Consider the following 21,863-nt stretch of genomic DNA (forward strand, 5'->3'; position numbering starts at 1 on the left):
GCAACTGGAGGTGACGATGATTACAGGTCCACAGTGCCGCGCCGCCCGGGCTCTGATCGAAATTTCGCGCGAGATGCTGGCGAGCTTTTCAGGCGTCGACGAAGACACGATCCTGAAGTTCGAGCGCAAGCTGGAAAAGCCCGCCGACGCGGTGATCGTGTCGCTGACGCATGCACTCGAAAATGCCGGCGCCATTTTTCTGCCGGAAGGCGAACGCGGCATCGGCGTCTGCCTGAAGTTTACCCGTTCCGAGGCACGTCGCCTCTCCATTCTCGAAAGCGAGGGCGGCGTCGTCGGCGATGACGAGGTTCCGGGGGCTTGAACGAAGGGCAGTTCGACTCTGATTTCAACGCCTTAGCCGCCGCGCTTGAATCAAATTGACCGCCCGTTGAATCCGTTTACGAACAAAAAAGCCCGCCGTTGCCGGCGGGCTTTTCATGAGATGGAATGCCTGAGCTTACTTGCAGGCGCCGCAAAAGCGCTGGATGCGGCGGCATGCTTCTTCCAGCTGCGCTTCCGACGTCGCGTAGGAGATGCGGAAGTTCGGGCCGAGGCCAAAGGCCGAGCCATGCACGACGGCAACGCCTTCGGCTTCGAGCAGCTCGGAGACGAAGTCTTCATCAGTCTCGATGACCTTGCCCGACGGTGCGGTCTTGCCGATCAGGCCGGCGCAGGACGGGTAGACGTAGAAGGCGCCTTCCGGCGTCGGGCACGCAATGCCCTTGGCCTGATTCAGCATCGACACCACGAGATCACGGCGACCTTCGAAGATCTTCTTGTTCTCGGGGATGAAGTCCTGTGTGCCGTTGAGCGCCTCGACGGCAGCCCACTGCGCGATCGAGGTTGCGCCCGAGGTCTGCTGGCCCTGGATCATGTCCATGGCCTTGATCAGCTGCAGCGGGCCGGCGGCGTAGCCGATGCGCCAGCCGGTCATGGCATAGGCCTTGGAGACGCCGTTCATGGTCAGCGTGCGGTCGTAGAGGCCGGGCTCGACTTCGACAGGGGTCGCGAACTTGAAGTCGCCATAGGTCAGGTGCTCGTACATGTCGTCGGTCAGCACCCAGACATGCGGGTGCTTCATCAGGACGTCGGTCAGCGCCTTGAGTTCTGCGTGGCTGTAGGCAGCGCCCGACGGGTTGGACGGCGAGTTGAAGATGAACCACTTGGTCTTCGGCGTGATCGCCTTGTCCAAGTCGGCAGGCTGGAGCTTGAAGTTGTTTTCCTGCGTCGCCGAAACAGTCACCGGCGTGCCGCCGCACAGCGCCACCATCTCCGGGTAGGAAACCCAGTAGGGCGCCGGGATGACGACTTCATCGCCCGCGTTCAGGGTCGCCATGAAGGCGTTGAAAAGAATCTGCTTTCCACCGGTGCCGACGATCGTCTGGGCGGCGGTGTAGTCGAGGTTGTTCTCGCGCTTGAACTTCTTGGCGATCGCTTCGCGCAGTTCCGGAATGCCGGATACCGGCGTGTACTTCGTCTCGCCGCGGTTGATCGCGTCGATCGCAGCCTTCTTGATATTATCAGGCGTGTCGAAATCCGGCTCCCCTGCACCAAGGCCGATCACGTCGCGTCCCTTCGCTTTCAGCTCGCGGGCTTTCTGCGAAACGGCGATGGTGGCGGAAGGCTTTACACGGGAAAGGGCATCGGCAAGGAAGGCCATGATGAAAGGTCCTGATCGTTTCGAGACGCGGTGAGCGCTACGGAACGAAAAAGTCAGGCTCCATAGCGGTTAGGTCTATGTCGAAAGACGCCCGGTCTTGCAAGCGCCAGAGCCTGAAAAACCGCCGGAATGCGGGCAAAATGCGTCACCATGACAAAGTTTCATGAGTGTGATCAGCAATCACGATCGACGCGCTCCGCCTGAGGTGATGGCAGCCCCGGCCAGAACGGTCCGCATACCGACAAGAAACCGGGGCTTCCATCCGATGAAGGCGCGGTCGGTCAGACACGTGCCACGGTCCCGATTTATTCAGAAAAAACAGCGGATTTCGACTTTTTTCGAAAAGCCATATTTTGGCCACAACAACTGTCGCGGAACGCCGCAATTCCGTCCCGCAACAGCCGATTTCCGGGCCTTTCCTTCCATGATCCGAACGCATGGCATGACGGGGGTATGCAATGTTTCTCGACGACGAAATCGCTGAATCACGGACACGGCAAAACGAAGCGCGCTGGGGCATGTATCTGGCGCTCGCAGCGCTCGCCGCCTGCATCGTGATGATCCTCGGCCTGATGACCCAGGCCTCGGCCCAGACAGCAAACGCCAGGCCCGAGCAGATGGCCGGCTATGTCAGGCCCAACGACATGGGCACCGGCGCCCTGCTCTTCCCCTCCAAGGAGCCCGGCTATTTCGTCGAGGCGCCGCGACTGGCGACCGACGTTCAGATCGACGTCAACGGCCCGATCATGCGCACCCGGGTGACGCAACGGTTCCAGAACCCGAGCAAGGGATGGGTCGAAGGCACCTATGTCTTCCCGCTTCCCGATGATTCCGCCGTCGACACGCTGAAGATGCAGATCGGCGACCGCTTCATCGAGGGTCAGATCAAGCCGCGCCAGGCGGCCAAGGAGATCTACGAGCAGGCAAAGGCCGAGGGCAAGAAGGCGGCGCTGCTCGAGCAGCAACGCCCCAACCTCTTCACCAATCAGGTCGCCAATATCGGCCCTGGCGAAACGGTGGTGGTGCAGATCGAATATCAAAGCGGTGTGCCCCAGTCGAACGACGCCTTCACCTTCCGCTTCCCGATGGTGGTCGCCCCTCGCTACAATCCGCAGCCGGTCGTCCAGACCGTCGATCTCGACAGCCGCTCCGGTTATGCCGTCAGCGATCCGGTCCCCGATCGCCAAAAGATCGAGCCGCCGGTGCTTGATCCGCGCGAGAACGCCAGGATCAACCCGGTGACGTTGACGATCAACCTGAAGGCGGGCTTCCCGATCGGCGAAGTGACATCGGCCTTTCACGAGATCGAAACGACCACCCTCGACCAGCTTACTCGCAAGATCACGTTGAAAGCAGGAAGCGTTCCGGCCGACAGGGATTTCGAACTCAGCTGGAAGGCTGTCGCAGGCAAGAGCCCCTATGCTGGCCTCTTCCGCGAGACCGTCGACGGCAAGACCTATCTCCTGTCTTTCGTCACCCCGCCGGTCACTGCGACCGCGACTGACAAACCACTCCGGCGCGAGGTGGTCTTCGTCATCGACAATTCCGGCTCGATGGCCGGCCCGTCGATGGAGCAGGCAAAGGAAAGCCTGGCGCTGGCGATCTCGCGGCTGAAGCCGGAAGACCGGTTCAACGTCATCCGCTTCGACGACACGATGACTGTGCATTTCCCTGGGCTCGTCGAGGCGACACCTGACAAGCGCGAGGACGCGATCTCCTTCGTGCGCGGCCTGACCGCCGACGGCGGCACCGAAATGCTGCCGGCGCTGGAAGCGGCCCTGCGCACGCAGGGACCGGTTGCCGCTGGCGCCCTTCGCCAGGTGGTCTTCCTCACCGATGGCGCCATCGGCAATGAAGGCCAGCTTTTCCAGGAAATCCAGAACAACCGCGGCGACGCGCGCGTCTTCACCGTCGGCATCGGGTCCGCGCCCAACAGCCATTTCATGACCAAGGCGGCTGAGTACGGCCGCGGCACCTTCACGCTGATCGGTTCCGAGAGCCAGGTGGCCGCCCGTATGGGCGAGCTTTTCACCAAGCTCGAGAGCCCTGTTATGACCGACATCTCCGCCACTTTCGAGGGTGCGGCCACGGGCGACATCACCCCGAACCCGATGCCCGATCTCTATCGCGGCGAGCCGGTCGTGCTGACGGCCGAACTCGACGGCGCCGCGCCGGAAGGCAAGCTTCGCATCGTCGGCAAGGCCGGCGACCAGCCCTGGCGCGTCGAGATGGACATCGCCAAGGCGGCAACCGGCGAAGGCGTCGCCAAGCTCTGGGCCCGCCGTAAGATCGACGATCTCGAGGCAAGCGCGGCGACGATCGCCGACCCGGCAACGCTCGACAGGCAGATCGAAACCGTCGCGCTCGCCCATCACCTGGTCTCGCGCGTCACCAGCCTTGTCGCCGTCGATGCGACACCGTCGCGGCCCACCGGCGAAAACCTGACGGAAACCGCTGTGCCGCTCAACCTGCCGGCCGGCTGGGACTTCGGCAAGGTTTTCGGCGAGAAGTCCGATGCGACAGAAAAGGTCGACGAGCGCGAGGCTTCGGCCGAAAGCCAGACGAAGCTCGCAATGCTGACCGCCGACCGCATGCTGGCGGCACCGACGGCGCGCGCCGCCGGCCTGATTGCCGAAGCCAACAACCAGGTGAACCTGCCGCAGACGGCAACCGAAGCAGACAAGCAGATCCTCATCGGGCTGATGCTGCTCGCCTTTGCCCTTGCTGCCGGCAGCACCTTCGTCTTCTGGCGTGGGCAGATCGCCGCCCTCGTCACATCAGGGGTTCGACGCCATGGCCGCTGACGACGACCTGCCCGGGCCACGCCCGGGCTTCCTCGCCCGTCTTTCGGCGATCGAGACGATCGTGGTCGCGCTCATTGCCCTGTTCGCCCTTGCCGGCCTGATGCTGGTCGGCAAGGGATTTTACATGAAGGCCAAGGCCGAGGTCTCTCAAGTCCTCTTGAAAAAGAGCTTCGAGGCGCAATTGCACGGCGAGGCCAATGGCAGGCCCTGGCCCTGGGCCGACTTCGAAACGACAGCGGAAATCATGGCGCCGCGCATCAACCGCTCGGCGATCGTGCTCAAGGGCGCAAGCGGCCAGGCGCTTGCCTTCGGACCTGCCTGGCTCACAAACACCCCCCTTCCCGGCGACGAAGGCACCTCGGTCATCGCCGCCCACCGCGACACGCATTTCCGCTGGCTGAAGGATGTGTCCGCGGGCGACCTGCTGGTGCTGACCCGCAAGGACGGGCGGCGCTTTCTCTTCCGCGCCGGCGAAGGCCGGGTCGCGCGCTGGGACGAGAGCGGCATCAACGCCTCGGCCAGTGGCCACAAGCTGGCGCTTGCCACCTGCTTCCCTTTCGATGCGATCGAGCCGGGACCGATGCGCTACATCGTGACCGCCGAACTGGTCGGCGAGCAGCATCCGGTGCCGCTGACGACAGGCTCGGTTTCGAAATAAAGCCATTTTGATCCGATTTGACTTGAACGAACCGGGTGACCACTCCAGCTTGGCGTGTGGCGGCATGAACTGATCGGAGATATCGAATGTGGCAGGCGCAGGCATCAAGGCTGGAAACGACCCGGATGGCGGGAACAATTCGCGCGCTGCCGCTCCTCGCCGGCCTTGTTTCGTTTGCCGCCCCGTTTGCTGCCGCAGCACAGGAAACGCGTGAGTTTCCCTCCCAGCATGGCGACGTTCTCGTCGAAACGCTGGCGAGCGGGCTCGAACATCCCTGGTCCGTCGAGGTGCTGCCGGACGGCAGTTACATCGTCAGCGAGCGCGCCGGTCGGCTGCGCATCATCCGCGACGGCAAGGCCTCGGCGCCGCTTTCCGGCGTGCCTGAGGTGGCCGAGCAGGGCCAGGGTGGCCTGCTCGACATCGCCCTTGCCCCCGATTTTGCCACCAGCCGCACGCTCTACCTGACGCTCGCGGCCAGTGGAGACGGCGGTTTCGGAACGGTCCTGGTGCGGGCGGCATTGTCGGCGGATAATTCGGACCTGACCGACGTCAAGGAACTGTTCCGGATGAACAAGCTGACCCGCAACGGCCAGCATTTCGGCTCGCGCATCGCATTCGCGCCTGATGGCAGCCTGTTCTTCGGCATCGGCGACCGCGGCGAGCGCGAGCGCGCCCAGGATCTGCACGATCATGCCGGCGCCATCCTGCACATCAACGCCGACGGCAGCATTCCCGCCGACAACCCCTATCGCGGGGGCACCGAGGGCCTGCCGGAAATCTGGTCCAAGGGGCATCGCAATCCGCAGGGCATCGCCATTGATCCGAAGGACGGCACGCTTCTGACGGCAGAGCACGGCGCGCGCGGCGGCGACGAGGTCAACAACCCGCAATCCGGCCATAACTACGGCTGGCCGGTGATCACCTACGGCAAGGACTATTCCGGCGCCGAGATTGGCGAAGGCACGGCCAAGGACGGCTTCGACCAGCCGATCTACTACTGGGATCCCTCGATTGCGCCAGGCGCGCTCGCGGTCTATCGCGGCAAGATGTTTCCGGAGTGGGATGGCAACCTGCTGGTGGCGGCGCTGAAGTATCAGCTCCTCGCCCGGCTGGAGCGGGACGACACCGGCGCTGTGACCTCCGAGGAACGGCTGTTCGACGGCGAGTTCGGCCGTATCCGCGACATCGTGGTGGCGCCGGACGGCGCACTGCTGATGGTGACGGACGAAGAGGATGGCGCCTTGCTCAGGGTCTCCAAGGCACCGACGCAGTAATACCAACCGGCGCTCGTATAAATCCAAATTCGGGATCAGAGATCGGCGCGAACGTCCTTGCGGAACATAAACTTCAATCCGGACCAGACCGCATCGACGGCGCAGACCTTGGTGTCGACGAGCCCGAGCGGCAGAAAGATCTCGCGCAAGACGTCCTCCGTCAGCGTCGTCGGAACCTTCGATGCGCGCTTCGGCCACGAGATCCACATCATGCCGTCGGCCTTGAGGCTCGCCGCAAGCGGTAGTGCCAGCGCTTCAAGCTTTGCCCTCTCCACGGCGAAGACGTGGATGTAGTCGTGCCGACGTGACGCCGGGCCGTCGACGGCGGTTTCGCACCTGGAGAACCCTGGAAAGCCGGCAATATCGGTCAGATCGTCAGGGACGCCAAGCAACAGCGCTGACTGCCCGCCCCTCATGCCCAGCTTGCGGACAAGCGGCGTTCCCGAATAACCGCTCTCGCCCATCTCCACCGTCCCCATCTCCACCATGCAACCGTCGCCGGCACGCCGCGCAGATCAGCCGGCCGCCGACGATGAGCCTTGCCCGGAAAAATCGCAACTGATAGACGGCGAAGCATCTGAGGAGAGCAATGATGACCCGCGTCCAGGCCAATCTATTCCTGCTGTTTTCCGGCGCCATCTGGGGTGCCGGCTTCGTCGCCCAGTCGACGGCGATGCAGGCGATCGGACCGCTCTGGTTCATCACGCTTCGTTTTGCCATCGCAACCCTGGTCGCGCTGCCGCTCGCCGTCGTTGAAACCAGGCGGGCGCCGCAGCCGTTGACCGGCAGGACCCTTCGCAACTTCGTGTTTGTCGGGCTCGCGCTTTTTGCAGGCGCCGTTACGCAGCAATACGGGTTGCTCACCACCAGCGTCACCAACTCCGGCTTTCTAACCGGGCTTTACGTCGTCTTCGTCCCGGTGCTGACCATCATCTTCCTCCGCCGCAGGCCGCACTGGATCATCTGGCCCGGCGCGCTGATGGCCCTGCTCGGTATCTTCCTTTTGAGTGGTGGCGCTCTGTCGAGCCTGACCGGTGGTGATTATCTGACTGTTGTCTGCGCCCTGTTCTGGGCACTGCAGCTGATGCTTGTCGGCATCTTCGCACCGAGCAGCGGCCGGCCGATGCTGCTGTCGATGACGCAGTTTGCCGTTTGCGCCGTACTCGGCTGCGTCGTCGCTTTGGCGATCGAGCCCCTGAGCATGGAGGCGGTTAAGGGCGCGCTGCCGGAAATCCTCTATGCGGGCATCTTCTCCAGTGGTGTCGCCTTCATCTGCCAGGTCGTCGGCCAGCGCTACACCACGGCACCGCAGGCAGCGATCTTCCTGTCGAGCGAGGCGCTGTTTGCAGCCCTCTTCGGGGTGCTGCTGCTCGGGGAGATCATCACGCCCATCGGCTATGTCGGTTGCGCCATCATCTTTGCCGCCATGCTGGTCGTCGAGATCGTGCCCGAGATCACGAAAGGTGGCCGGAAGGAAGCCGCAGCCTGAGACGAGATAGGCATGCGCGGGGACCTGCAGAACTATAACCCTTGATTTTGGCGGGTACTGAACTGCTGCGTTACTTGTTATTGCCCCGCCCCGCAAAGCTGTTGCTTCACTTTAAAGCGCCGCGATGCAACCTGCCGATTCCCGGTTATTACTTGCAGGATTTCTGCAAAGCGAACCGCCACGGTGCCCGACAGCATCACTTTGGCAAGAAGCTTCAACCATATCAGTCGCTTGACAAATGAATGGACCTGTTTGGCAGCCATCGCGGCGTCGCCGATTGCGGCGAAAAACGGCGCAAAGCACTCAACTTCTCGGCACATTCGTTCAAAAAGCTGTGATTTCAACAGCTTGCGATGCACCTTCAATATCACCTGAAAAATCGGCGACTGACCGAATTTTGAGCAATGGCAAGACGCAATACCACTTCTAAAAAGTTTTGCTTGCCAATTCAAAATAAACCCATCAATCTTACTCTGTTCGGGCAATCTACGAGCATGGGAAGATCTTGAAATAAAAGCGGGCCGGAGACGCAAAAACTCCGGGTGGCCAGACTGGGGGGGACGCGAGTTTGCAACCTTTCCGATGGCTGGCTGCGGTAACAGGAACCTTTCCTCAAATATCGAGAACTGCCTGCCCAACGCCCAATCGGGCAAACTGCAATGCTACCCGTCCGTCAAACGGGTGGAGAGAAAAGGACCTGACGCATGGCCGAAACTGGCACTGTTAAATTCTTCAACACCGACAAGGGCTTTGGTTTCATCAAGCCTGACAACGGTGGTGCAGATATCTTCGTACACATCTCCGCTGTCCAGGCTTCCGGCCTGGACGGCCTGTCGGAAAATCAGAAGGTAAGCTTCGACACCGAACCGGATCGCCGCGGCAAAGGCCCGAAGGCGGTCAACCTGCAGATCTCCGGCTAACACCGGTTTTGCTGAAAGATTCAAGTTGAAGCCCGGCAGCGATGCCGGGTTTTTTTGTTCAGGCCCCGTTCAGTTTGGCGTGGTTAACACTCTTTCATCATGAAGGCCGGAAACGCTCCGGACCATGCACAGGATTGAAGCCATGAACAAGTTCATCAAAGCGACGGTTCTCTCGGTCATCGCCGCCGCCTCGGTTCTCCCGACCCTCAGCACGGCTGAGGCTGGTGATTGGAACCGCCGCAGGCACTATGACAACGGTGACGCCGTTGCACTCGGCGCTCTTGGCCTGGCGACCGGCGTGATCATCGGCGGCGCGATTGCTTCGCAGCCGCGTTACAGCGAGCGCGTCTATGTCGACCCGGAGCCCGATTATTACGAGCCGCGCCCGGTCTATCGTCCGCGCCCTGTCTATCGCGCGCGTCCGGTTGTCGTCGACAACTATGGCGGCGGCTACGGCGGCGGCGGCTACGGTTCGCTCGAGCCCTGGACCCCGTCCTGGTATCGTTATTGCTCGCAGCGCTACCGCTCGTTCAACCCGGACAACGGTACGTTCCGCGGCTACGACGGCCGCAGCTACTTCTGCGACGCAGGCTGATTGAAAAGCCGCGATGCGATAAACAAAAAGCGCATGCCTTTTCCCGGGGCATGCGCTTTTTCATTACGGCCTATATTCCCGAACCGGGGCCCGCGTCTTTTCGGGGTCAGAGACCACGCAGATAGGGGTTGGTGCGCCGCTCTTCACCAATCTGTCCACCGGGGCCATGGCCGCAAATGAAGCCGACCTGATCGCCGAGCGGCAGGATCTTGTCGCGGATGGAATCGAGCAATTGCTGATGATTGCCGCCGGGAAGATCGGTGCGACCGATCGAGCCGTGGAACAGCACGTCGCCGACATGGGCAAAATTCTGCACCCGGTTGAAATAGACCACGTGGCCAGGCGCATGGCCGGGGCAATGCAGCACTTCAAACACATGATTGCCGAAGGAGACGGTATCGCCGTCCTCCAGCCATTGGTCGGGTACGACGTTCTCGACCTTCATCGCCAGGCCGAATTTCTCGGCCTGCTCTTCCAGCCGCGACAACAGCGGCAGATCGTCCTTGTGCGGGCCGATGATCGAAAGCCCGAGCGCTTCCTTCAGTTCCTTGGCACCGCCGGCATGGTCGATGTGGCCGTGCGTCAGCCAGATCGCCTTCAGCGTGATGCCGTTCTCCTGGATCGTCTGGAGGATCACATCGACGTCGCCGCCGGGATCGACGATCACGCCTTCCTTGGTTTCAGCATCGAAGAGAACCGTGCAGTTCTGCTGGAAATGAGTAACCGGGATGATGCCCGCCTGTAGCATGCCGTCTGCGCCTCACTTAGATGTCGTTGGCACACCTATAGCGCCAAACGGCATCAGACACAGCGCGAATTAAAGCATGTCGCACAAAAGTGTTCAGCAGTTTTGCGATGACGACATGCGCAAAAACAAGAGCTTAAAGCGCAGCAAGCGAATCCTTGAGCGCCGCGCGTCATATTAGATGCGCAAAGGTCGCGGTAGCACTTAAATGACTGCATGCTGCCTTAAATCGAATACGATCTAAGGAAACATGCAGTGGAGATCGCGACGCGCTTTAACGCAGGCTGGCAATTTCCGCTGATGGAGACTGAGGTGCGGGGAGCTGCACGGTGGTAAGCAGCAAGGCCGAGACAAGCAGTTCGGCCGCAACGACGATTGCCACCACCGGGCGCAAGCCGTTGATGGCAGGATTTACCGGATTAACAGCTGAATTCGACATTGAACCTCCCTCTCCTGCCCGTGCTCACCTTCTTTGCGCGGGCATATCGCTGATCGTTCCCTCGGGCGCCTGCCCGACATCGACAGGAAAAATACTTTGATCGCGAAACGGTTCCCTCGGCGTAACGCCGGGTTGAACTGCGACAGGGTTAGTATGTCGCATCTTCACATTTCGTGACGTTACCGCGGGAACATCCCCACCATCGCTGCGTTTGCTCATCAGGGATAACGAAGGAGCATGATGATGAAGAACCTTACCAGCACCCTGTTGCGAACTGCCGCGGCTGCGGGTTTCGTACTCGTAGCTGGCACCTCGGCAGCCTTCGCAGCCATGACCGCCACAACCGTCACTGACCTCAATGTCCGCGCTGGCCCGGGCCCGCAATATCCCACCGTTGGCCTGGCAACACGCGGCAGCACCGCAGTCCTTGATGGCTGCATCGAAGGCAGCAAGTGGTGCCGTGTCGACGTCAACGGCCTTCGTGGCTGGGTCTATGCCCAATATCTGACCACCGATCTCGGCGGCGCTGCTGTCGTCGTTCAGGATCGACGCGCCGACCTGGCGGTTCCCGTCGTGACCTATGAGGCGCAGGCCGGCGATCCGCCAATGCCTGCACCCGGTGACGAGTTGCTCGGCCCTGTCGAAGAGGTCGATCCGATCGCGCCGCCGGATACGGTGCGCACCTATATCACCACCAACCCGGGCGAAACCGTCTATCTCGACGGCGAAGTCGTGGTCGGCGCCGAGCTGCCGCAGACAGTCGAAGTGCGCCGCGTGCCGGACTATAGCTACGACTATGTCAGCATCAACGGCCAGCCGGTTCTGGTCGAGCCGACAACACGCCGCATCGTCTACGTCTATCGCTAAACGAAACACGCCTCCACGTGGGCGAATACACAACCAACTCCAGCGGCTTGGCCGCTGGAGTTTTCGTTTGCACTGCAGCGAATCACCAGTCTTTTTTAGCCACGGGCGGCTGAAACGATCCTCGAACACTGCAGTAATTCTGTCATTTTTCGGCTTTCGAAGCTCGAAAAGCGCGGTTTCCGGCATGAAACAGCAACATTTTAGCGAGTAACGCCTTCACAGAAGGCAGCCGTGACTTCCCCAAATTGACAAGAGTCTAAATTCGGCCTCAACCTGTCCTTGCCGGATCATCGGCATTTGGCGGCTCGTCTTCGACGGGCCTGGATACGGAGGGATCAATGGAAGCATTAATGCCAATCATTACCCAATTGATCGCGGGGGCGGCCGGCGGCAACGCGGCCAGCGCAGTGTTGAAGCAAGGGGCATTCAGTGTCGTCGCACGCACGATCGTCGGCGCTATCGGCGGCCTCGGCGGGGGGTTCCTGATCCAGATGCTCGGTGGCGAAGCGGCCGCAACTGGTCTTGCGATGCAGGCACTCGGCGGCCTCGTCGGCGGCGGTGTGTTGAGCGGCATCGTCGGGCAATTCCTCGGAAAACAAGCCTGACGCCTTCCGAACGATATCCGTAGCAAGACAAAAGGCGGCCCTGGGCCGCCTTTTCTGCATTCAGGGATAATCCGGTTACTCGGCTGCCGCTGCAACCGGATAGACTTCCTTCATGTAGTCGTTCATCAGCGTTTCGCAGATGGTTGCCGGCGTGAAGCGATGGGGGCCGATCTCGGAAACAGGCGTGACCTCGGCGGCAGAGCCGGTCAGGAAGCACTCGCTGAAACCGGACAGTTCTTCCGGCATGATCGCCCGTTCGACCACTTGGTAGCCGCGGCGCTTCGCCAGCTCGATCACCGTGCGGCGGGTGATGCCGTCGAGGAAGCAATCCGGCACCGGCGTATGGATGACGCCATCCCTAACGAAGAAGATGTTGGCGCCGGTCGCTTCAGCCACCTGGCCGCGGTAGTCGAGCATCATCGCGTCGGCATAGCCCTTGGCTTCCGCCGCATGCTTGGAGATCGTACAGATCATGTAGAGGCCGGCAGCTTTCGATTTCGACGGCGCCGTCTTCGGATCCGGGCGGCGCCATTCGGCGATATCGAGACGAATGCCCTTCAGCTTTTCGGCCGGGTTGAAATAGCTGCCCCACTGCCAGATGGCGATCGCCACGTTGATGCGGTTGCTCTGGGCCGAAACGCCCATCATCTCGCTGCCGCGCCAGGCGATCGGCCGGACATAGGCTTCGGAGAAGCCCTGACGTTTCAGAAGTTCGACGCTCGCCGCGTCCAGTTCTTCGACGGAATAGGGAATCTTGAAGCCGAGGATTTCGGCGGAGTTGTGAAGGCGCTGGTTGTGTTCGGTCAGCTTGAAAATGCGGCCGCCATAGGCGCGCTCACCCTCGAATACGGCACTTGCATAGTGCAGGCCGTGGGTCAGCACGTGGATCTTGGCGTCCTTCCACGCGACGAACTCGCCGTTGAACCAGATTTCGCCGTCCAACTGATCAAAAGGAACCGCTGCCATGATGTCGTCCTCTGGCGCTTGTGCGCCATTCTTGCTGTTGATTATCTTCCCGCTTTCAGTTTATCGGCAAACTGATTGTGGGAAAATTCAATTTCGAGATTTTGGATTTGCGATCAGTGCGGCGCGGCATATCCTCCTGAGGTATTACCGCCGCCAAATGTCTCGCTTACCGAGCATGGACGCTACCAACGCGGTAAAAATATGTCAATAAAGCTGACATATTTTTCCGATTGTTTCGTAAGTTGCAACTTGGCTGAAAGGAAATGACCGCGTGGCCGGCCAATCCAAAGAAAACACCCGATATGTGGGCGACACGGTCGCGCACGACGATGATACGATCGACTTCGAAATCATCGAGCTGCTTTTCTTCGCCTATCGCGACTTCACCTCCGATCCGGATGCGATCCTGGAAAAGAGCGGCTTCGGCCGCGCCCATCACCGCGTCGTGCACTTTGTCGACCGCGAGCCGGGCATGACCGTGGCAGACCTGCTCGATACGCTGAAGATCACCAAGCAGAGCCTGGCCCGCGTGCTCAAGCAGCTGATCGATTCCGGCTATATCCGGCAGGTCACGGGGCCAGAGGACCGGCGCCAGCGCATGCTCTATACCACCGAGGAAGGCCAGGCGCTTGCCCGTGCGCTTGCCGAGCCACAGTCCCGCCGCATAGCCGATGCATTGGCAAAGACGGGTCCCGGCGCGCGCGAAACCGTCAAGCGCTTCCTTGCCTGCATGAAGAACGGCGCCGGGGACTGAAATGTCGAAAGCCCGCTATCGGCGGGCGACGGGGGAAAGCTAGGCATGACAACAAAAGCGACAGTCTCCGACGATGCAGCCCATCTACTGATCGTCGACGATGACAGGCGTATCCGCGATCTGCTCAACCGCTATCTGGTCGAACAGGGTTTTCGCGTCACGACCGCCGCCGACGCCGATGAAGCGCGACGCAAGCTGGTCGGTCTCGATTTCGACCTGTTGATCGTCGACGTGATGATGCCCGGCGAAAGCGGCATTTCCCTGACGCAGAGCCTGCGCCAGATCAAGACCGTGCCGATCCTGATGCTGACGGCGCTGGCGGAATCGAATTCTCGCATCGAGGGCCTCGAAGCCGGCGCCGACGATTATCTCTCCAAGCCGTTCGAGCCGCGCGAACTGGTGCTGCGCATCAGCAATATCCTGCGGCGCAACCAGCCGGCCCAGGCGCCCAAGATCGATCAGGTGATCTTCGGTCCCTACACCTTCTCCGTGGTACGCAAGGAGCTTCGACGCGGCGCCGATCACATCCGCCTTACCGACCGCGAGCAGGAAATCATGACGCTGTTCTCCCAACGCGCCGGCGAGACGATCCCGCGCCACGAACTGATCGGCGACGATGCCGAGGTCGGCGAGCGCACCATCGATGTCCAGATCAATCGCCTGAGGCGCAAGATCGAGGACGATCCCTCCAATCCCGTTTGGCTACAGACGGTCCGCGGCATCGGCTATAGATTGAGCGTGGACTAAAGCATGTCGCGCAAAAGTGCGCAGCGGTTTTGCGCGACATGCGCAGAAACAAGAAATTAAAGCGCAAGAAGCGAATCCCGGAGATCGCGACGCGCTTTAGAGTGGCGACCCCGATGAGGGCAGCGGAAACCGATGGCAAGCTTTGACAGTATGCGGCGCGAGGCGGCAAACCCGAGCGACAATCCGTGGAAGCGCGTCACCCGCTGGCTGCGCCGGCGGTTGCCGATGGGCCTCTATGCCCGCTCGCTGCTCATCGTCATCATCCCGATGGTGCTGCTGCAATCGGTGGTCGCCTTCATCTTCATGGAGCGGCACTGGCAACTGGTGACACAGCGCCTCTCGGCAGCCGTGACCGGAGATATCGCGGCAATCGTCGATCTGATCGCCACTTTCCCCGCCGATCGCGACATTTCGGAAATCGTCCGCATCGCCCGCGACCAGCTCAATCTCAGCATTTCCGTCGAACCGGGCGGCGAACTGCCGCCGCCGCGGCCCAAGCCCTTCTTCGAGATCCTCGATCAAATCTTGAGCGAGGAGATCTCCGACCAGGTCCGCCGCCCCTTCTGGATCGACACGGTCGGCAATTCCAACCTTGTCGAAATCCGCATCAAGCTCGACGACGGCCGCATGCTCCGGGTCTATGCCCGCCGCAACCGGGCCTACGCCTCCAACACCCATATCTTCATCGTCTGGATGGTTGCCGCCTCGCTGGTGTTGCTGTCGATCGCCATCCTGTTCCTGCGCGGGCAGATCCGGCCGATCCTGGCGCTGACCAAGGCAGCGGAAAGTTTCGGCAAGGGCCAGAAGATCGACGACTTCGCACCGCGTGGCGCTGATGAAATTCGCCGCGCCGGCCTTGCCTTCATCCAGATGCGCGAGCGCATCGAGCGCCAGATCGAGCAGCGCACGGCCATGCTCACCGGCGTCAGTCATGACCTTCGAACCATCCTGACCCGCTTCCGGCTGCAGCTGGCGCTCGCCGGCAACAACCCCGACCTCGAAAGCCTCAATCAGGATGTCGACGACATGCAGAACATGCTCGAAGGTTACCTCGCCTTTGCCCGTGGGGAGGCTGAGGAAGACGTCGGGCAATTGAAGCTCAGCGACCTGATGACGCGTCTTGCCGCCGAAGCAGAACTGCACGGCAAGACGCTGACGACCTCCGTCGAGGGGGAGGACCAGGTCCGTGTTCGCCCGAACGCCTTCACCCGCCTTATCGCCAACCTGGCATCCAACGCCTATCGCTACGCCAACCGGGTCAATATCGAGGCACGCCACAGCGCCAAATGGGTGACGATCACGGTCGACGACGACGGGCCCGGCATTCCCGAGCGCTCGCGCGAGGACGTGTTCAAGCCGTTCTTCCGCCTCGACGAGGCGCGCAATCTCGACAGTTCGGGAACCGGCCTCGGCCTCGCGATCGCCCGCGACATCGCCCGCAGCCACGGCGGCAACGTCACGCTTGGCGACAGCCCGCTTGGCGGCCTGCGGGCAACCGTGCGTTTGCCGGCGTGAGCGGGGCGATCTGGTCAGCGCTGCAAATATGGAGGCTCCGGACTTGTCCGACACGCTAGACTGGGACGATTGGGAACAGCGGCTGGCGCTGCACTGGGCGGATTTCGGCCATATGGACGCGGACGCGTTTATCGCACGGCTCGATGTGCTGGCCGCCGAACTTCCGGACGGCGATCCGATCGGCCTCTTCGAGCGTGCATCAGCCCAGGATTCCCTCGGCAACGAAGCAAATGCAGCACCTCTGTATCGGCAGGCGCTTGCCGGTGGCCTCTCCGGCATTCGCCGCCGCCGCGCCACCATCCAGCTTGCAAGCACGCTGCGCAATCTCGGGCAGATCGAAGAGAGCATTGCCTTGCTGGAGGCCGAACGGACAATGCCATCCGACGAACTCGACGATGCGGTCTTAGGCTTTCTGGCGCTCTCGCTCGTCGATGCCGGACGAGCGCAGGAGGCGGCGGGCCTGGCGCTCGGCCGTCTGGCGCGCCATCTGCCCCGCTACAATCGCTCGCTCAAGCGCTACGCCGACGCGTTGCTGTCGGACGCGTGAGCATCCCCAAGCAAGTCGTTTTCCCCGAAAGCGCTGCCCACCTTCGGCCGGTTTATTCTTGAGCGTTTCCGATTTAGACGGAACCGCACAAACGCTCTATCTCTTTGTTTTTACGCATTTCTTGACGGAAAACCGGTTCGCACTTTTCCTGGAATGCTCTAGCGCGAATATATGGAAATCAGGCCGCGCCGCTCGTTGAAGCGGTGCCAGGCATCGATGCGACGCGGATGGCGCGCGCGCATGGCGTCGAGCGGTGCAAGCAACCGGCCCTCACGACCAAGCGACGCATCGAGGATCTCGATGATCCGGCGGTTCGGCCAGGGCTTTCTGGTGATCATCAAAAGCGCCCGAAAAGCCTCGTCCTCGCGGCCGGCGCCGAGCTGGTGGGCGATCAAACCATAGGCAAAAGCGGTCGAACGGCTGACGCCGGCATGGCAATGCACCAGAATGCGGCTCGACCTGTCGTCGGCAGCCGGCCGCATCGCTTCGAACACTTCAAGGACCAGATCCGGGAAATGCTGCGTCGCACCGGCGTTTTCCTGATCGCGCATGCGCACGACGCGGTGGCTCGCCTCGGCGATAACAGGCACGTCGGTATCGGGCAATTCCGGATCGAGCAGCGAGAGAACATGGCTGGCGCGCCAGTCGCGCGCAGCATCAGCCGCGCGCCAAAGGCAGGAGACCTTGACGCGCTCGGGTATCAGATCAACATGGATTGTCATCGGATCACATCAGTTTGCGGCCGTTGGGAATCGCCTTGTCGATGGCGGCCAGCACGATTGCGCCAGCCTCGTCTTCAAAGCCCAGCGTAAGAACCTCGGAACGGACAGGACCGATCTGGCGTGGCGGAAAATTGACCACTGCCATGATCTGCCGGCCGATGAGATCCTCAGGCTGGTAGTGCACCGTGATCTGCGCCGATGACTTTTTTATGCCGATTTCAGGGCCGAAATCGATCTGCAGCTTGTAGGCCGGCTTGCGCGCCTCGGGGAAAACCTCGGCTTCGATGATGGTGCCGACACGAATATCGACGCGTTCGAAATCTGCGAAAGTAATCGTTTCCGACATGACAATGCTCTTGAATTAACCGGCCAGTTCCTCGGCGCGCTGGCGGGCAGCGGCAATGGCCTTGTCGAAAAGTGGCTGCATCCCGTCATCGGCCATCAGCACCGCGAGTGCTGCGGCGGTCGTGCCACCCGGCGAGGTTACGTTCTGGCGCAGCCGCGAAGCGTCGTCGGGGGACTGATAAAGGAGTTCACCAGCCCCCGCGACGGTTTCCCGCGCGAGCCGCATGGCGAGGTCCGCCTTGAGACCGGCCTTGCGCCCGGCCTCCGCCATGCACTCGACGAGGTAGAAGACATAGGCCGGACCGCTTCCGGAAACGGCGGTGACGGCATCGATATCGGCTTCAGTCTCGACCCATTCGACCGGGCCGCTGACCTTCAGGAGATCATGTACCTGGCCGCGCTGCGCGTCGCTGACGCGGGCATTGGCAAAGGCGCCGGTAACACCGCGCCCGATCATCGCCGGCGTGTTGGGCATGGCGCGCACGGTGGCGGTAGCACCCAGATGGCTTTCGATGAAGGCAAGCGTCTTGCCGGCAGCGACTGAAACTATCACCGTGCTTGCACCGACGAGTGTCTTCAGCGGCGGCAGCACCGCCTCCATCACCTGCGGCTTGACGGCGATGAAAATCACCGCAGCCTCGACGCCAGCGGGAGCCGAGGTCGCGTGACTGACGCCATTGTCGGCGATCAGCTTTGCCATCGCCGGCGGCGGGCCGGGATCGATGACGAGAATGTCGGCGCCCTTGACGCCGCTCTTCAGCCAACCGCTGAGCATGGCGCCGCCCATGTTGCCGGCGCCGATGAGAACGATGGGACCGGAAGCGACGGCTGCCATCTCAAGCCTCCCCGACCGTTTCGAACAGCACCGCATCAACGGCGCGCTGCGCATCCATGCCCGACCAGACGACGAACTGGAACGCCTGGAAATAGGACTCGCAGGCATCAAGCGCGCTCGAAAGCAGAACTTCGACCTGCTGATTGGTGGGCTCGGCGCCGCCGGCGAGCAGCAGCGACTGCCGGAAGATCACCACCTCTTCCTGCCGCCACAGATCGAAATGCCCCATGAGCACCTGACCGTTGATGTGCGACAGAAGACGGATGACTTCGTTGACGCGGCTGTCGGGAACCTTGATGTCGAAGGCACAGGCAAGATGCAGCGCCTCGAACTCTTCCATCCACGAGAAGGAAACGTGGTAGTCCGCCCACTTGCCCTCCACGGTCATGGCGATCTCGTCCTCGCCCGACCGTTCGAATGACCAGTCATTGGTGGCGGCCACAAACTCGATCATATCGACCGGGTTGGACTGACGCTCGATTTCCATTTCCAAAAGGCTCATGCATCACCCTAGTAGGCGCGACACAGGCGCGCGTTATCACGTTTACAAGACGCAACTCTGCAAACCTGGCACTGAATAAGAACACACTATGATTGCTGAACTCACATCCATCCTGGCTGACTTACCCTGCCTGGAGCTTGCGTGGTCCGTTTCGAATCATCATTTAAAATCAGTGTATAATGGCGGAGTCAGGCTGCCAGCCCCCCGGCCGAAAAATAGCCGGGTACAACCACTTGCGTGTTGCCATTTCGATTCAGCGCGGGTGGTTAAGCGACTCTGGCATAAGGGTTTTTTGCCAGTGTCCACAGGTGGAAAACTTTTCAGGTTTTATTAACCTCCCTGTGCGGCGTTTCACACCGCCAAGGAATAACGACAGCAAAACGCCCGCAGAATCGATCCGCGGGCGAAGTAGAAACGTTGAAAAGCCGTTATTTCGCAAGAATCGCGTTACTTGCCACTTTCGGCGAGACGCGCTTCCAGAGCCTCGATACGCGCCAGAAGCGCATCGTTTTCGTCGCGCGCCTTGATCGCCATTTCCTTCACGGCTTCGAACTCCTCGCGCTTGACGACATCGAGCGAATTCATCGCGCGCTCGGCCTGGGCGCGAAACGCGGTCTCGACCTCGCGACGCACACCCTGGGCCGCCCCTGCGGCATCGGTCATCAACTTGGCAAAATCATCCATGATGCGGTTGGCGCCTGTGCTCATCGTTCTGATCTCCATATTCAGCCGCCGCCTCGCACTGCGATGCGGTCCTGGTTTTCAGGTAGGGTCAGGCGCGAACGGATGCAAGAAAAATCACCAAACTGTGGCTGGCCGTCGGCCGCAAGCGGCCTTGACCCCGCCGGATTCGATCGCCATGTTCCGGCAAAACAACCGGTCCGGAACGAGAAGACATTTTGGAAACCATCGCGACCCGCCTCGCCATTCTCCCCTTCCCTCAAATCGATCCCGTGATCTTCCAGATCGGTCCGCTCGCTGTCCACTGGTACGGACTGGCCTATGTCGCCGGTATCCTCATCGGCTGGTACTACGCGCGCCGCCTCGTGCAGAACACGTCGCTCTGGCGCAATGGCGAACCCGCGGCAACCCTGGCGCAGCTCGACGACTTCCTGCTCTGGGCCGCCGGCGGCATCGTGCTTGGCGGCCGCATCGGCTACATCCTCTTCTATGATCTGGGCTCCGTTCTCGAAAACCCGATCCGCGCGCTCGAGATCTGGAATGGCGGCATGTCGTTCCACGGCGGCTTCCTCGGCACGACCATCGCCATGATCGTCTTTGCGCGCAGGAACGGCATCGCCATCTGGAGCATGTTCGATATCGTCGCGACCGTGGTGCCAATCGGCCTGTTCTTCGGCCGCATCGCCAACTTCATCAATGGCGAACTCTGGGGCCGGCTGTCGTCCATGCCCTGGGCAATGGTGTTTCCGACCGGCGGCCCCTTTGCCCGCCACCCGAGCCAACTCTATGAGGCGGCACTCGAGGGTCTCGTGCTGCTCACCGTCATCGCCTGGTTCATTTATCGCCGCCATGCGCTGAAATCGCCGGGTCTTGTCACCGGCATCTTTGTGCTCGGTTATGCCGCAAGCCGCATTTTCGTCGAATTCTTCCGCGAACCGGACGCGCAGATCGGCTATCTCGCCGGCGGTTGGTTGACCATGGGCATGCTGCTTTCGCTGCCGATGGCGCTTGCCGGCATCTGGGCCATCGCCCGGGCGTGCCGGGCCGCCGTCGCTGCTGCATAATTGGACGGGCGCATGACGACACCACTCGCGGACAAGATAAAGACGCTGATCAGGACCAACGGACCGATCAGCGTCACCGACTATTTCTCGCTCTGCCTCGCGGATCCGGAGCACGGATACTATCGCGTTCGCGAACCCTTCGGCAAAGCGGGCGACTTCACCACGGCGCCTGAAATCAGCCAGCTCTTCGGCGAGATGATCGGCATCTTCCTGGTTCATGCCTGGCAGCAGCATGGCGCGCCGGAGCAGCCCGTGATCGTCGAGATCGGCCCCGGCCGCGGCACGATGATGTCCGACGTCCTACGGGTCGTCAGGCGCCTGTCCCCCGAACTCTATGCCACCGCCAGCGTCCATCTCGTCGAAACGAGTGATCGCCTGCGCAAGATCCAGGCGGAAACACTGGCCGCCCATGGCGAGAAGGTGGAATGGCACACCAGTTTCGAAACGCTGCCGGAGGGTTTTGTGCTCCTGGCGGCCAACGAGCTTTTCGATGCCATCCCGATCCGCCAGTTCGTGCGAACGCCGCAAGGGTTTCGCGAACGCATGGTCGGCCTCGACGCTGAGGACGAGCTGACATTTGCCGCGGGGATTGCCGGCATCGACCCGACACTGTTGCCGACGCCCGCACAAGCAGTTGCCGAAGGCACGATCTTCGAGATCGCGCCTGCCCGCGACGCAGTCATGGCCGCCCTTTGCGAACGGCTGAAGATCGGCGGCGGCACCGCCGTCATCATCGACTACGGGCACCTGGCGACGAACTACGGCGACACGCTGCAAGCGCTGCTCGACCATCAGTACGATCCGCCACTTGCCAACCCTGGACGCGCCGACCTGACCAGCCATGTCGACTTCGAGCAACTGGCGCGGCGCGCGCAGAACGACGGCGTGCGGATCAATGGGCTTGCTCACCAGGGCGATTTCCTGATCGGCCTTGGTCTTCTGGAGCGCGCCGCGGCGCTGGGCCGCGAGAAGGATGCAATGATCCAGGAAGGCATCCGCCAGGACGTCGAAAGGCTTGCCGGATCCGGCGAAGGCAAGATGGGCGAACTTTTCAAGGTGCTCGCCGTCAGCAGCCCGCCAATCGCGCTTCCGCCGTTTCGCAAACCCAAGGCATGATTGCTTCGGGCGT

The 21,863-nt window shown here is 61.6% G+C and carries 26 protein-coding genes; 15 read left to right on the forward strand and 11 right to left on the reverse strand.

What is annotated here, in order from left to right:
• Positions 1-16 precede the first annotated feature (16 nt).
• Positions 17-322, forward strand: coding sequence for a hypothetical protein (locus J3R84_RS12045; protein WP_025427898.1), 306 nt, complete (start codon positions 17-19; stop codon positions 320-322).
• Positions 323-457: 135 nt separating this feature from the next.
• Here the strand turns inward: J3R84_RS12045 and J3R84_RS12050 are convergent, their stop codons facing one another.
• Positions 458-1,660, reverse strand: a complete 1,203-nt coding sequence (locus J3R84_RS12050; protein WP_025427899.1) for a pyridoxal phosphate-dependent aminotransferase — start codon at positions 1,658-1,660, stop codon at positions 458-460.
• A gap of 458 nt (positions 1,661-2,118) precedes the next feature.
• Between J3R84_RS12050 and J3R84_RS12055 the strand changes: the two genes are divergently transcribed.
• From J3R84_RS12055 to J3R84_RS12065, 3 genes are all read left to right on the forward strand, one after another.
• Positions 2,119-4,464 (forward strand): marine proteobacterial sortase target protein, encoded by a 2,346-nt coding sequence (locus tag J3R84_RS12055; RefSeq protein ID WP_203529138.1) that lies wholly within the window; start codon positions 2,119-2,121, stop codon positions 4,462-4,464.
• Positions 4,454-5,122: a class GN sortase gene (locus tag J3R84_RS12060; RefSeq protein ID WP_025427901.1), complete on the forward strand. Its 669-nt coding sequence runs from the start codon at positions 4,454-4,456 to the stop codon at positions 5,120-5,122. The genes J3R84_RS12055 and J3R84_RS12060 overlap by 11 nt, the downstream gene beginning before the upstream one ends.
• Before the next feature lie 125 nt (positions 5,123-5,247).
• On the forward strand, positions 5,248-6,396 hold the full coding sequence (locus J3R84_RS12065; RefSeq protein WP_051509213.1) for a PQQ-dependent sugar dehydrogenase: 1,149 nt from the start codon (positions 5,248-5,250) through the stop codon (positions 6,394-6,396).
• A gap of 35 nt (positions 6,397-6,431) precedes the next feature.
• On the opposite strand, the gene J3R84_RS12070 is transcribed toward J3R84_RS12065, so the two are convergent.
• On the reverse strand, positions 6,432-6,884 hold the full coding sequence (locus J3R84_RS12070) for a hypothetical protein (RefSeq protein WP_038576303.1): 453 nt from the start codon (positions 6,882-6,884) through the stop codon (positions 6,432-6,434).
• 104 nt (positions 6,885-6,988) lie between these two features.
• On the opposite strand from J3R84_RS12070, the gene J3R84_RS12075 reads away from it, so the two are divergent.
• Positions 6,989-7,885 (forward strand): DMT family transporter, encoded by an 897-nt coding sequence (locus J3R84_RS12075; RefSeq protein WP_025427904.1) that lies wholly within the window; start codon positions 6,989-6,991, stop codon positions 7,883-7,885.
• A gap of 77 nt (positions 7,886-7,962) precedes the next feature.
• Here the strand turns inward: J3R84_RS12075 and J3R84_RS12080 are convergent, their stop codons facing one another.
• The gene (locus tag J3R84_RS12080; protein WP_128090426.1) at positions 7,963-8,370 is read right to left on the reverse strand and encodes a hypothetical protein; all 408 of its coding nucleotides are present in this window, start codon (positions 8,368-8,370) and stop codon (positions 7,963-7,965) included.
• A gap of 219 nt (positions 8,371-8,589) precedes the next feature.
• Between J3R84_RS12080 and J3R84_RS12085 the strand changes: the two genes are divergently transcribed.
• On the forward strand, positions 8,590-8,805 hold the full coding sequence (locus J3R84_RS12085; protein WP_203529137.1) for a cold-shock protein: 216 nt from the start codon (positions 8,590-8,592) through the stop codon (positions 8,803-8,805).
• 142 nt (positions 8,806-8,947) lie between these two features.
• The gene (locus tag J3R84_RS12090) at positions 8,948-9,400 is read left to right on the forward strand and encodes a BA14K family protein (protein ID WP_025427906.1); all 453 of its coding nucleotides are present in this window, start codon (positions 8,948-8,950) and stop codon (positions 9,398-9,400) included.
• Between the two features lie 106 nt (positions 9,401-9,506).
• Here J3R84_RS12090 and J3R84_RS12095 read toward each other — a convergent pair whose 3' ends face one another.
• Both J3R84_RS12095 and J3R84_RS12100 read right to left on the reverse strand, forming a co-directional pair.
• Positions 9,507-10,148, reverse strand: coding sequence for an MBL fold metallo-hydrolase (locus J3R84_RS12095; protein ID WP_025427907.1), 642 nt, complete (start codon positions 10,146-10,148; stop codon positions 9,507-9,509).
• A 271-nt stretch (positions 10,149-10,419) separates the two neighbouring features.
• Positions 10,420-10,584 carry a hypothetical protein gene (locus tag J3R84_RS12100; RefSeq protein WP_164474916.1) on the reverse strand — a complete coding sequence of 55 codons (165 nt, stop codon included), beginning with the start codon at positions 10,582-10,584 and terminating at the stop codon, positions 10,420-10,422.
• Positions 10,585-10,827: 243 nt separating this feature from the next.
• On the opposite strand from J3R84_RS12100, the gene J3R84_RS12105 reads away from it, so the two are divergent.
• Positions 10,828-11,451: a DUF1236 domain-containing protein gene (locus J3R84_RS12105; RefSeq protein WP_025427908.1), complete on the forward strand. Its 624-nt coding sequence runs from the start codon at positions 10,828-10,830 to the stop codon at positions 11,449-11,451.
• 338 nt (positions 11,452-11,789) lie between these two features.
• On the forward strand, positions 11,790-12,056 hold the full coding sequence (locus tag J3R84_RS12110) for a hypothetical protein (protein ID WP_025427909.1): 267 nt from the start codon (positions 11,790-11,792) through the stop codon (positions 12,054-12,056).
• Positions 12,057-12,131: 75 nt separating this feature from the next.
• On the opposite strand, the gene J3R84_RS12115 is transcribed toward J3R84_RS12110, so the two are convergent.
• The gene (locus tag J3R84_RS12115; protein WP_025427910.1) at positions 12,132-13,022 is read right to left on the reverse strand and encodes a branched-chain amino acid aminotransferase; all 891 of its coding nucleotides are present in this window, start codon (positions 13,020-13,022) and stop codon (positions 12,132-12,134) included.
• 271 nt (positions 13,023-13,293) lie between these two features.
• On the opposite strand from J3R84_RS12115, the gene J3R84_RS12120 reads away from it, so the two are divergent.
• The 4 genes from J3R84_RS12120 (at position 13,294) to J3R84_RS12135 (ending at position 16,585) form a co-directional block, all read left to right on the forward strand.
• Positions 13,294-13,776, forward strand: coding sequence for a MarR family winged helix-turn-helix transcriptional regulator (locus tag J3R84_RS12120; protein ID WP_025427911.1), 483 nt, complete (start codon positions 13,294-13,296; stop codon positions 13,774-13,776).
• Positions 13,777-13,821: 45 nt separating this feature from the next.
• Positions 13,822-14,523 carry a response regulator gene (locus J3R84_RS12125; protein WP_025427912.1) on the forward strand — a complete coding sequence of 234 codons (702 nt, stop codon included), beginning with the start codon at positions 13,822-13,824 and terminating at the stop codon, positions 14,521-14,523.
• A gap of 132 nt (positions 14,524-14,655) precedes the next feature.
• The gene (locus J3R84_RS12130) at positions 14,656-16,038 is read left to right on the forward strand and encodes an ATP-binding protein (RefSeq protein WP_025427913.1); all 1,383 of its coding nucleotides are present in this window, start codon (positions 14,656-14,658) and stop codon (positions 16,036-16,038) included.
• A gap of 43 nt (positions 16,039-16,081) precedes the next feature.
• Positions 16,082-16,585: a tetratricopeptide repeat protein gene (locus tag J3R84_RS12135; protein ID WP_198956839.1), complete on the forward strand. Its 504-nt coding sequence runs from the start codon at positions 16,082-16,084 to the stop codon at positions 16,583-16,585.
• 158 nt (positions 16,586-16,743) lie between these two features.
• Here J3R84_RS12135 and J3R84_RS12140 read toward each other — a convergent pair whose 3' ends face one another.
• The 5 genes from J3R84_RS12140 to J3R84_RS12160 all read right to left on the reverse strand — a co-directional run bounded on the left by J3R84_RS12140 (position 16,744) and on the right by J3R84_RS12160 (position 19,697).
• Positions 16,744-17,307 carry a protein-tyrosine phosphatase family protein gene (locus J3R84_RS12140; protein WP_025427915.1) on the reverse strand — a complete coding sequence of 188 codons (564 nt, stop codon included), beginning with the start codon at positions 17,305-17,307 and terminating at the stop codon, positions 16,744-16,746.
• 4 nt (positions 17,308-17,311) lie between these two features.
• The gene (locus tag J3R84_RS12145; protein ID WP_025427916.1) at positions 17,312-17,653 is read right to left on the reverse strand and encodes a tRNA-binding protein; all 342 of its coding nucleotides are present in this window, start codon (positions 17,651-17,653) and stop codon (positions 17,312-17,314) included.
• 15 nt (positions 17,654-17,668) lie between these two features.
• On the reverse strand, positions 17,669-18,487 hold the full coding sequence (gene proC / locus J3R84_RS12150; RefSeq protein WP_025427917.1) for a pyrroline-5-carboxylate reductase: 819 nt from the start codon (positions 18,485-18,487) through the stop codon (positions 17,669-17,671).
• A 1-nt stretch (position 18,488) separates the two neighbouring features.
• Positions 18,489-18,989 (reverse strand): type III secretion system chaperone family protein, encoded by a 501-nt coding sequence (locus tag J3R84_RS12155; protein ID WP_025427918.1) that lies wholly within the window; start codon positions 18,987-18,989, stop codon positions 18,489-18,491.
• 447 nt (positions 18,990-19,436) lie between these two features.
• Complete coding sequence (locus J3R84_RS12160; RefSeq protein ID WP_025427919.1) at positions 19,437-19,697, reverse strand: accessory factor UbiK family protein; 261 nt, start codon at positions 19,695-19,697, stop codon at positions 19,437-19,439.
• Between the two features lie 191 nt (positions 19,698-19,888).
• Here J3R84_RS12160 and lgt point away from each other — a divergent pair, with 191 nt between their 5' ends.
• Together lgt and J3R84_RS12170 are read left to right on the forward strand one after the other, a co-directional pair.
• Positions 19,889-20,734 carry a prolipoprotein diacylglyceryl transferase gene (lgt, locus tag J3R84_RS12165; protein ID WP_025427920.1) on the forward strand — a complete coding sequence of 282 codons (846 nt, stop codon included), beginning with the start codon at positions 19,889-19,891 and terminating at the stop codon, positions 20,732-20,734.
• Between the two features lie 12 nt (positions 20,735-20,746).
• Positions 20,747-21,850: a class I SAM-dependent methyltransferase gene (locus J3R84_RS12170; protein WP_203529135.1), complete on the forward strand. Its 1,104-nt coding sequence runs from the start codon at positions 20,747-20,749 to the stop codon at positions 21,848-21,850.
• Positions 21,851-21,863 lie beyond the last annotated feature (13 nt).

The organism is Ensifer canadensis, from assembly GCF_017488845.2.
In the GTDB taxonomy this organism is placed as follows: Bacteria; Pseudomonadota; Alphaproteobacteria; order Rhizobiales; family Rhizobiaceae; genus Ensifer; species Ensifer canadensis.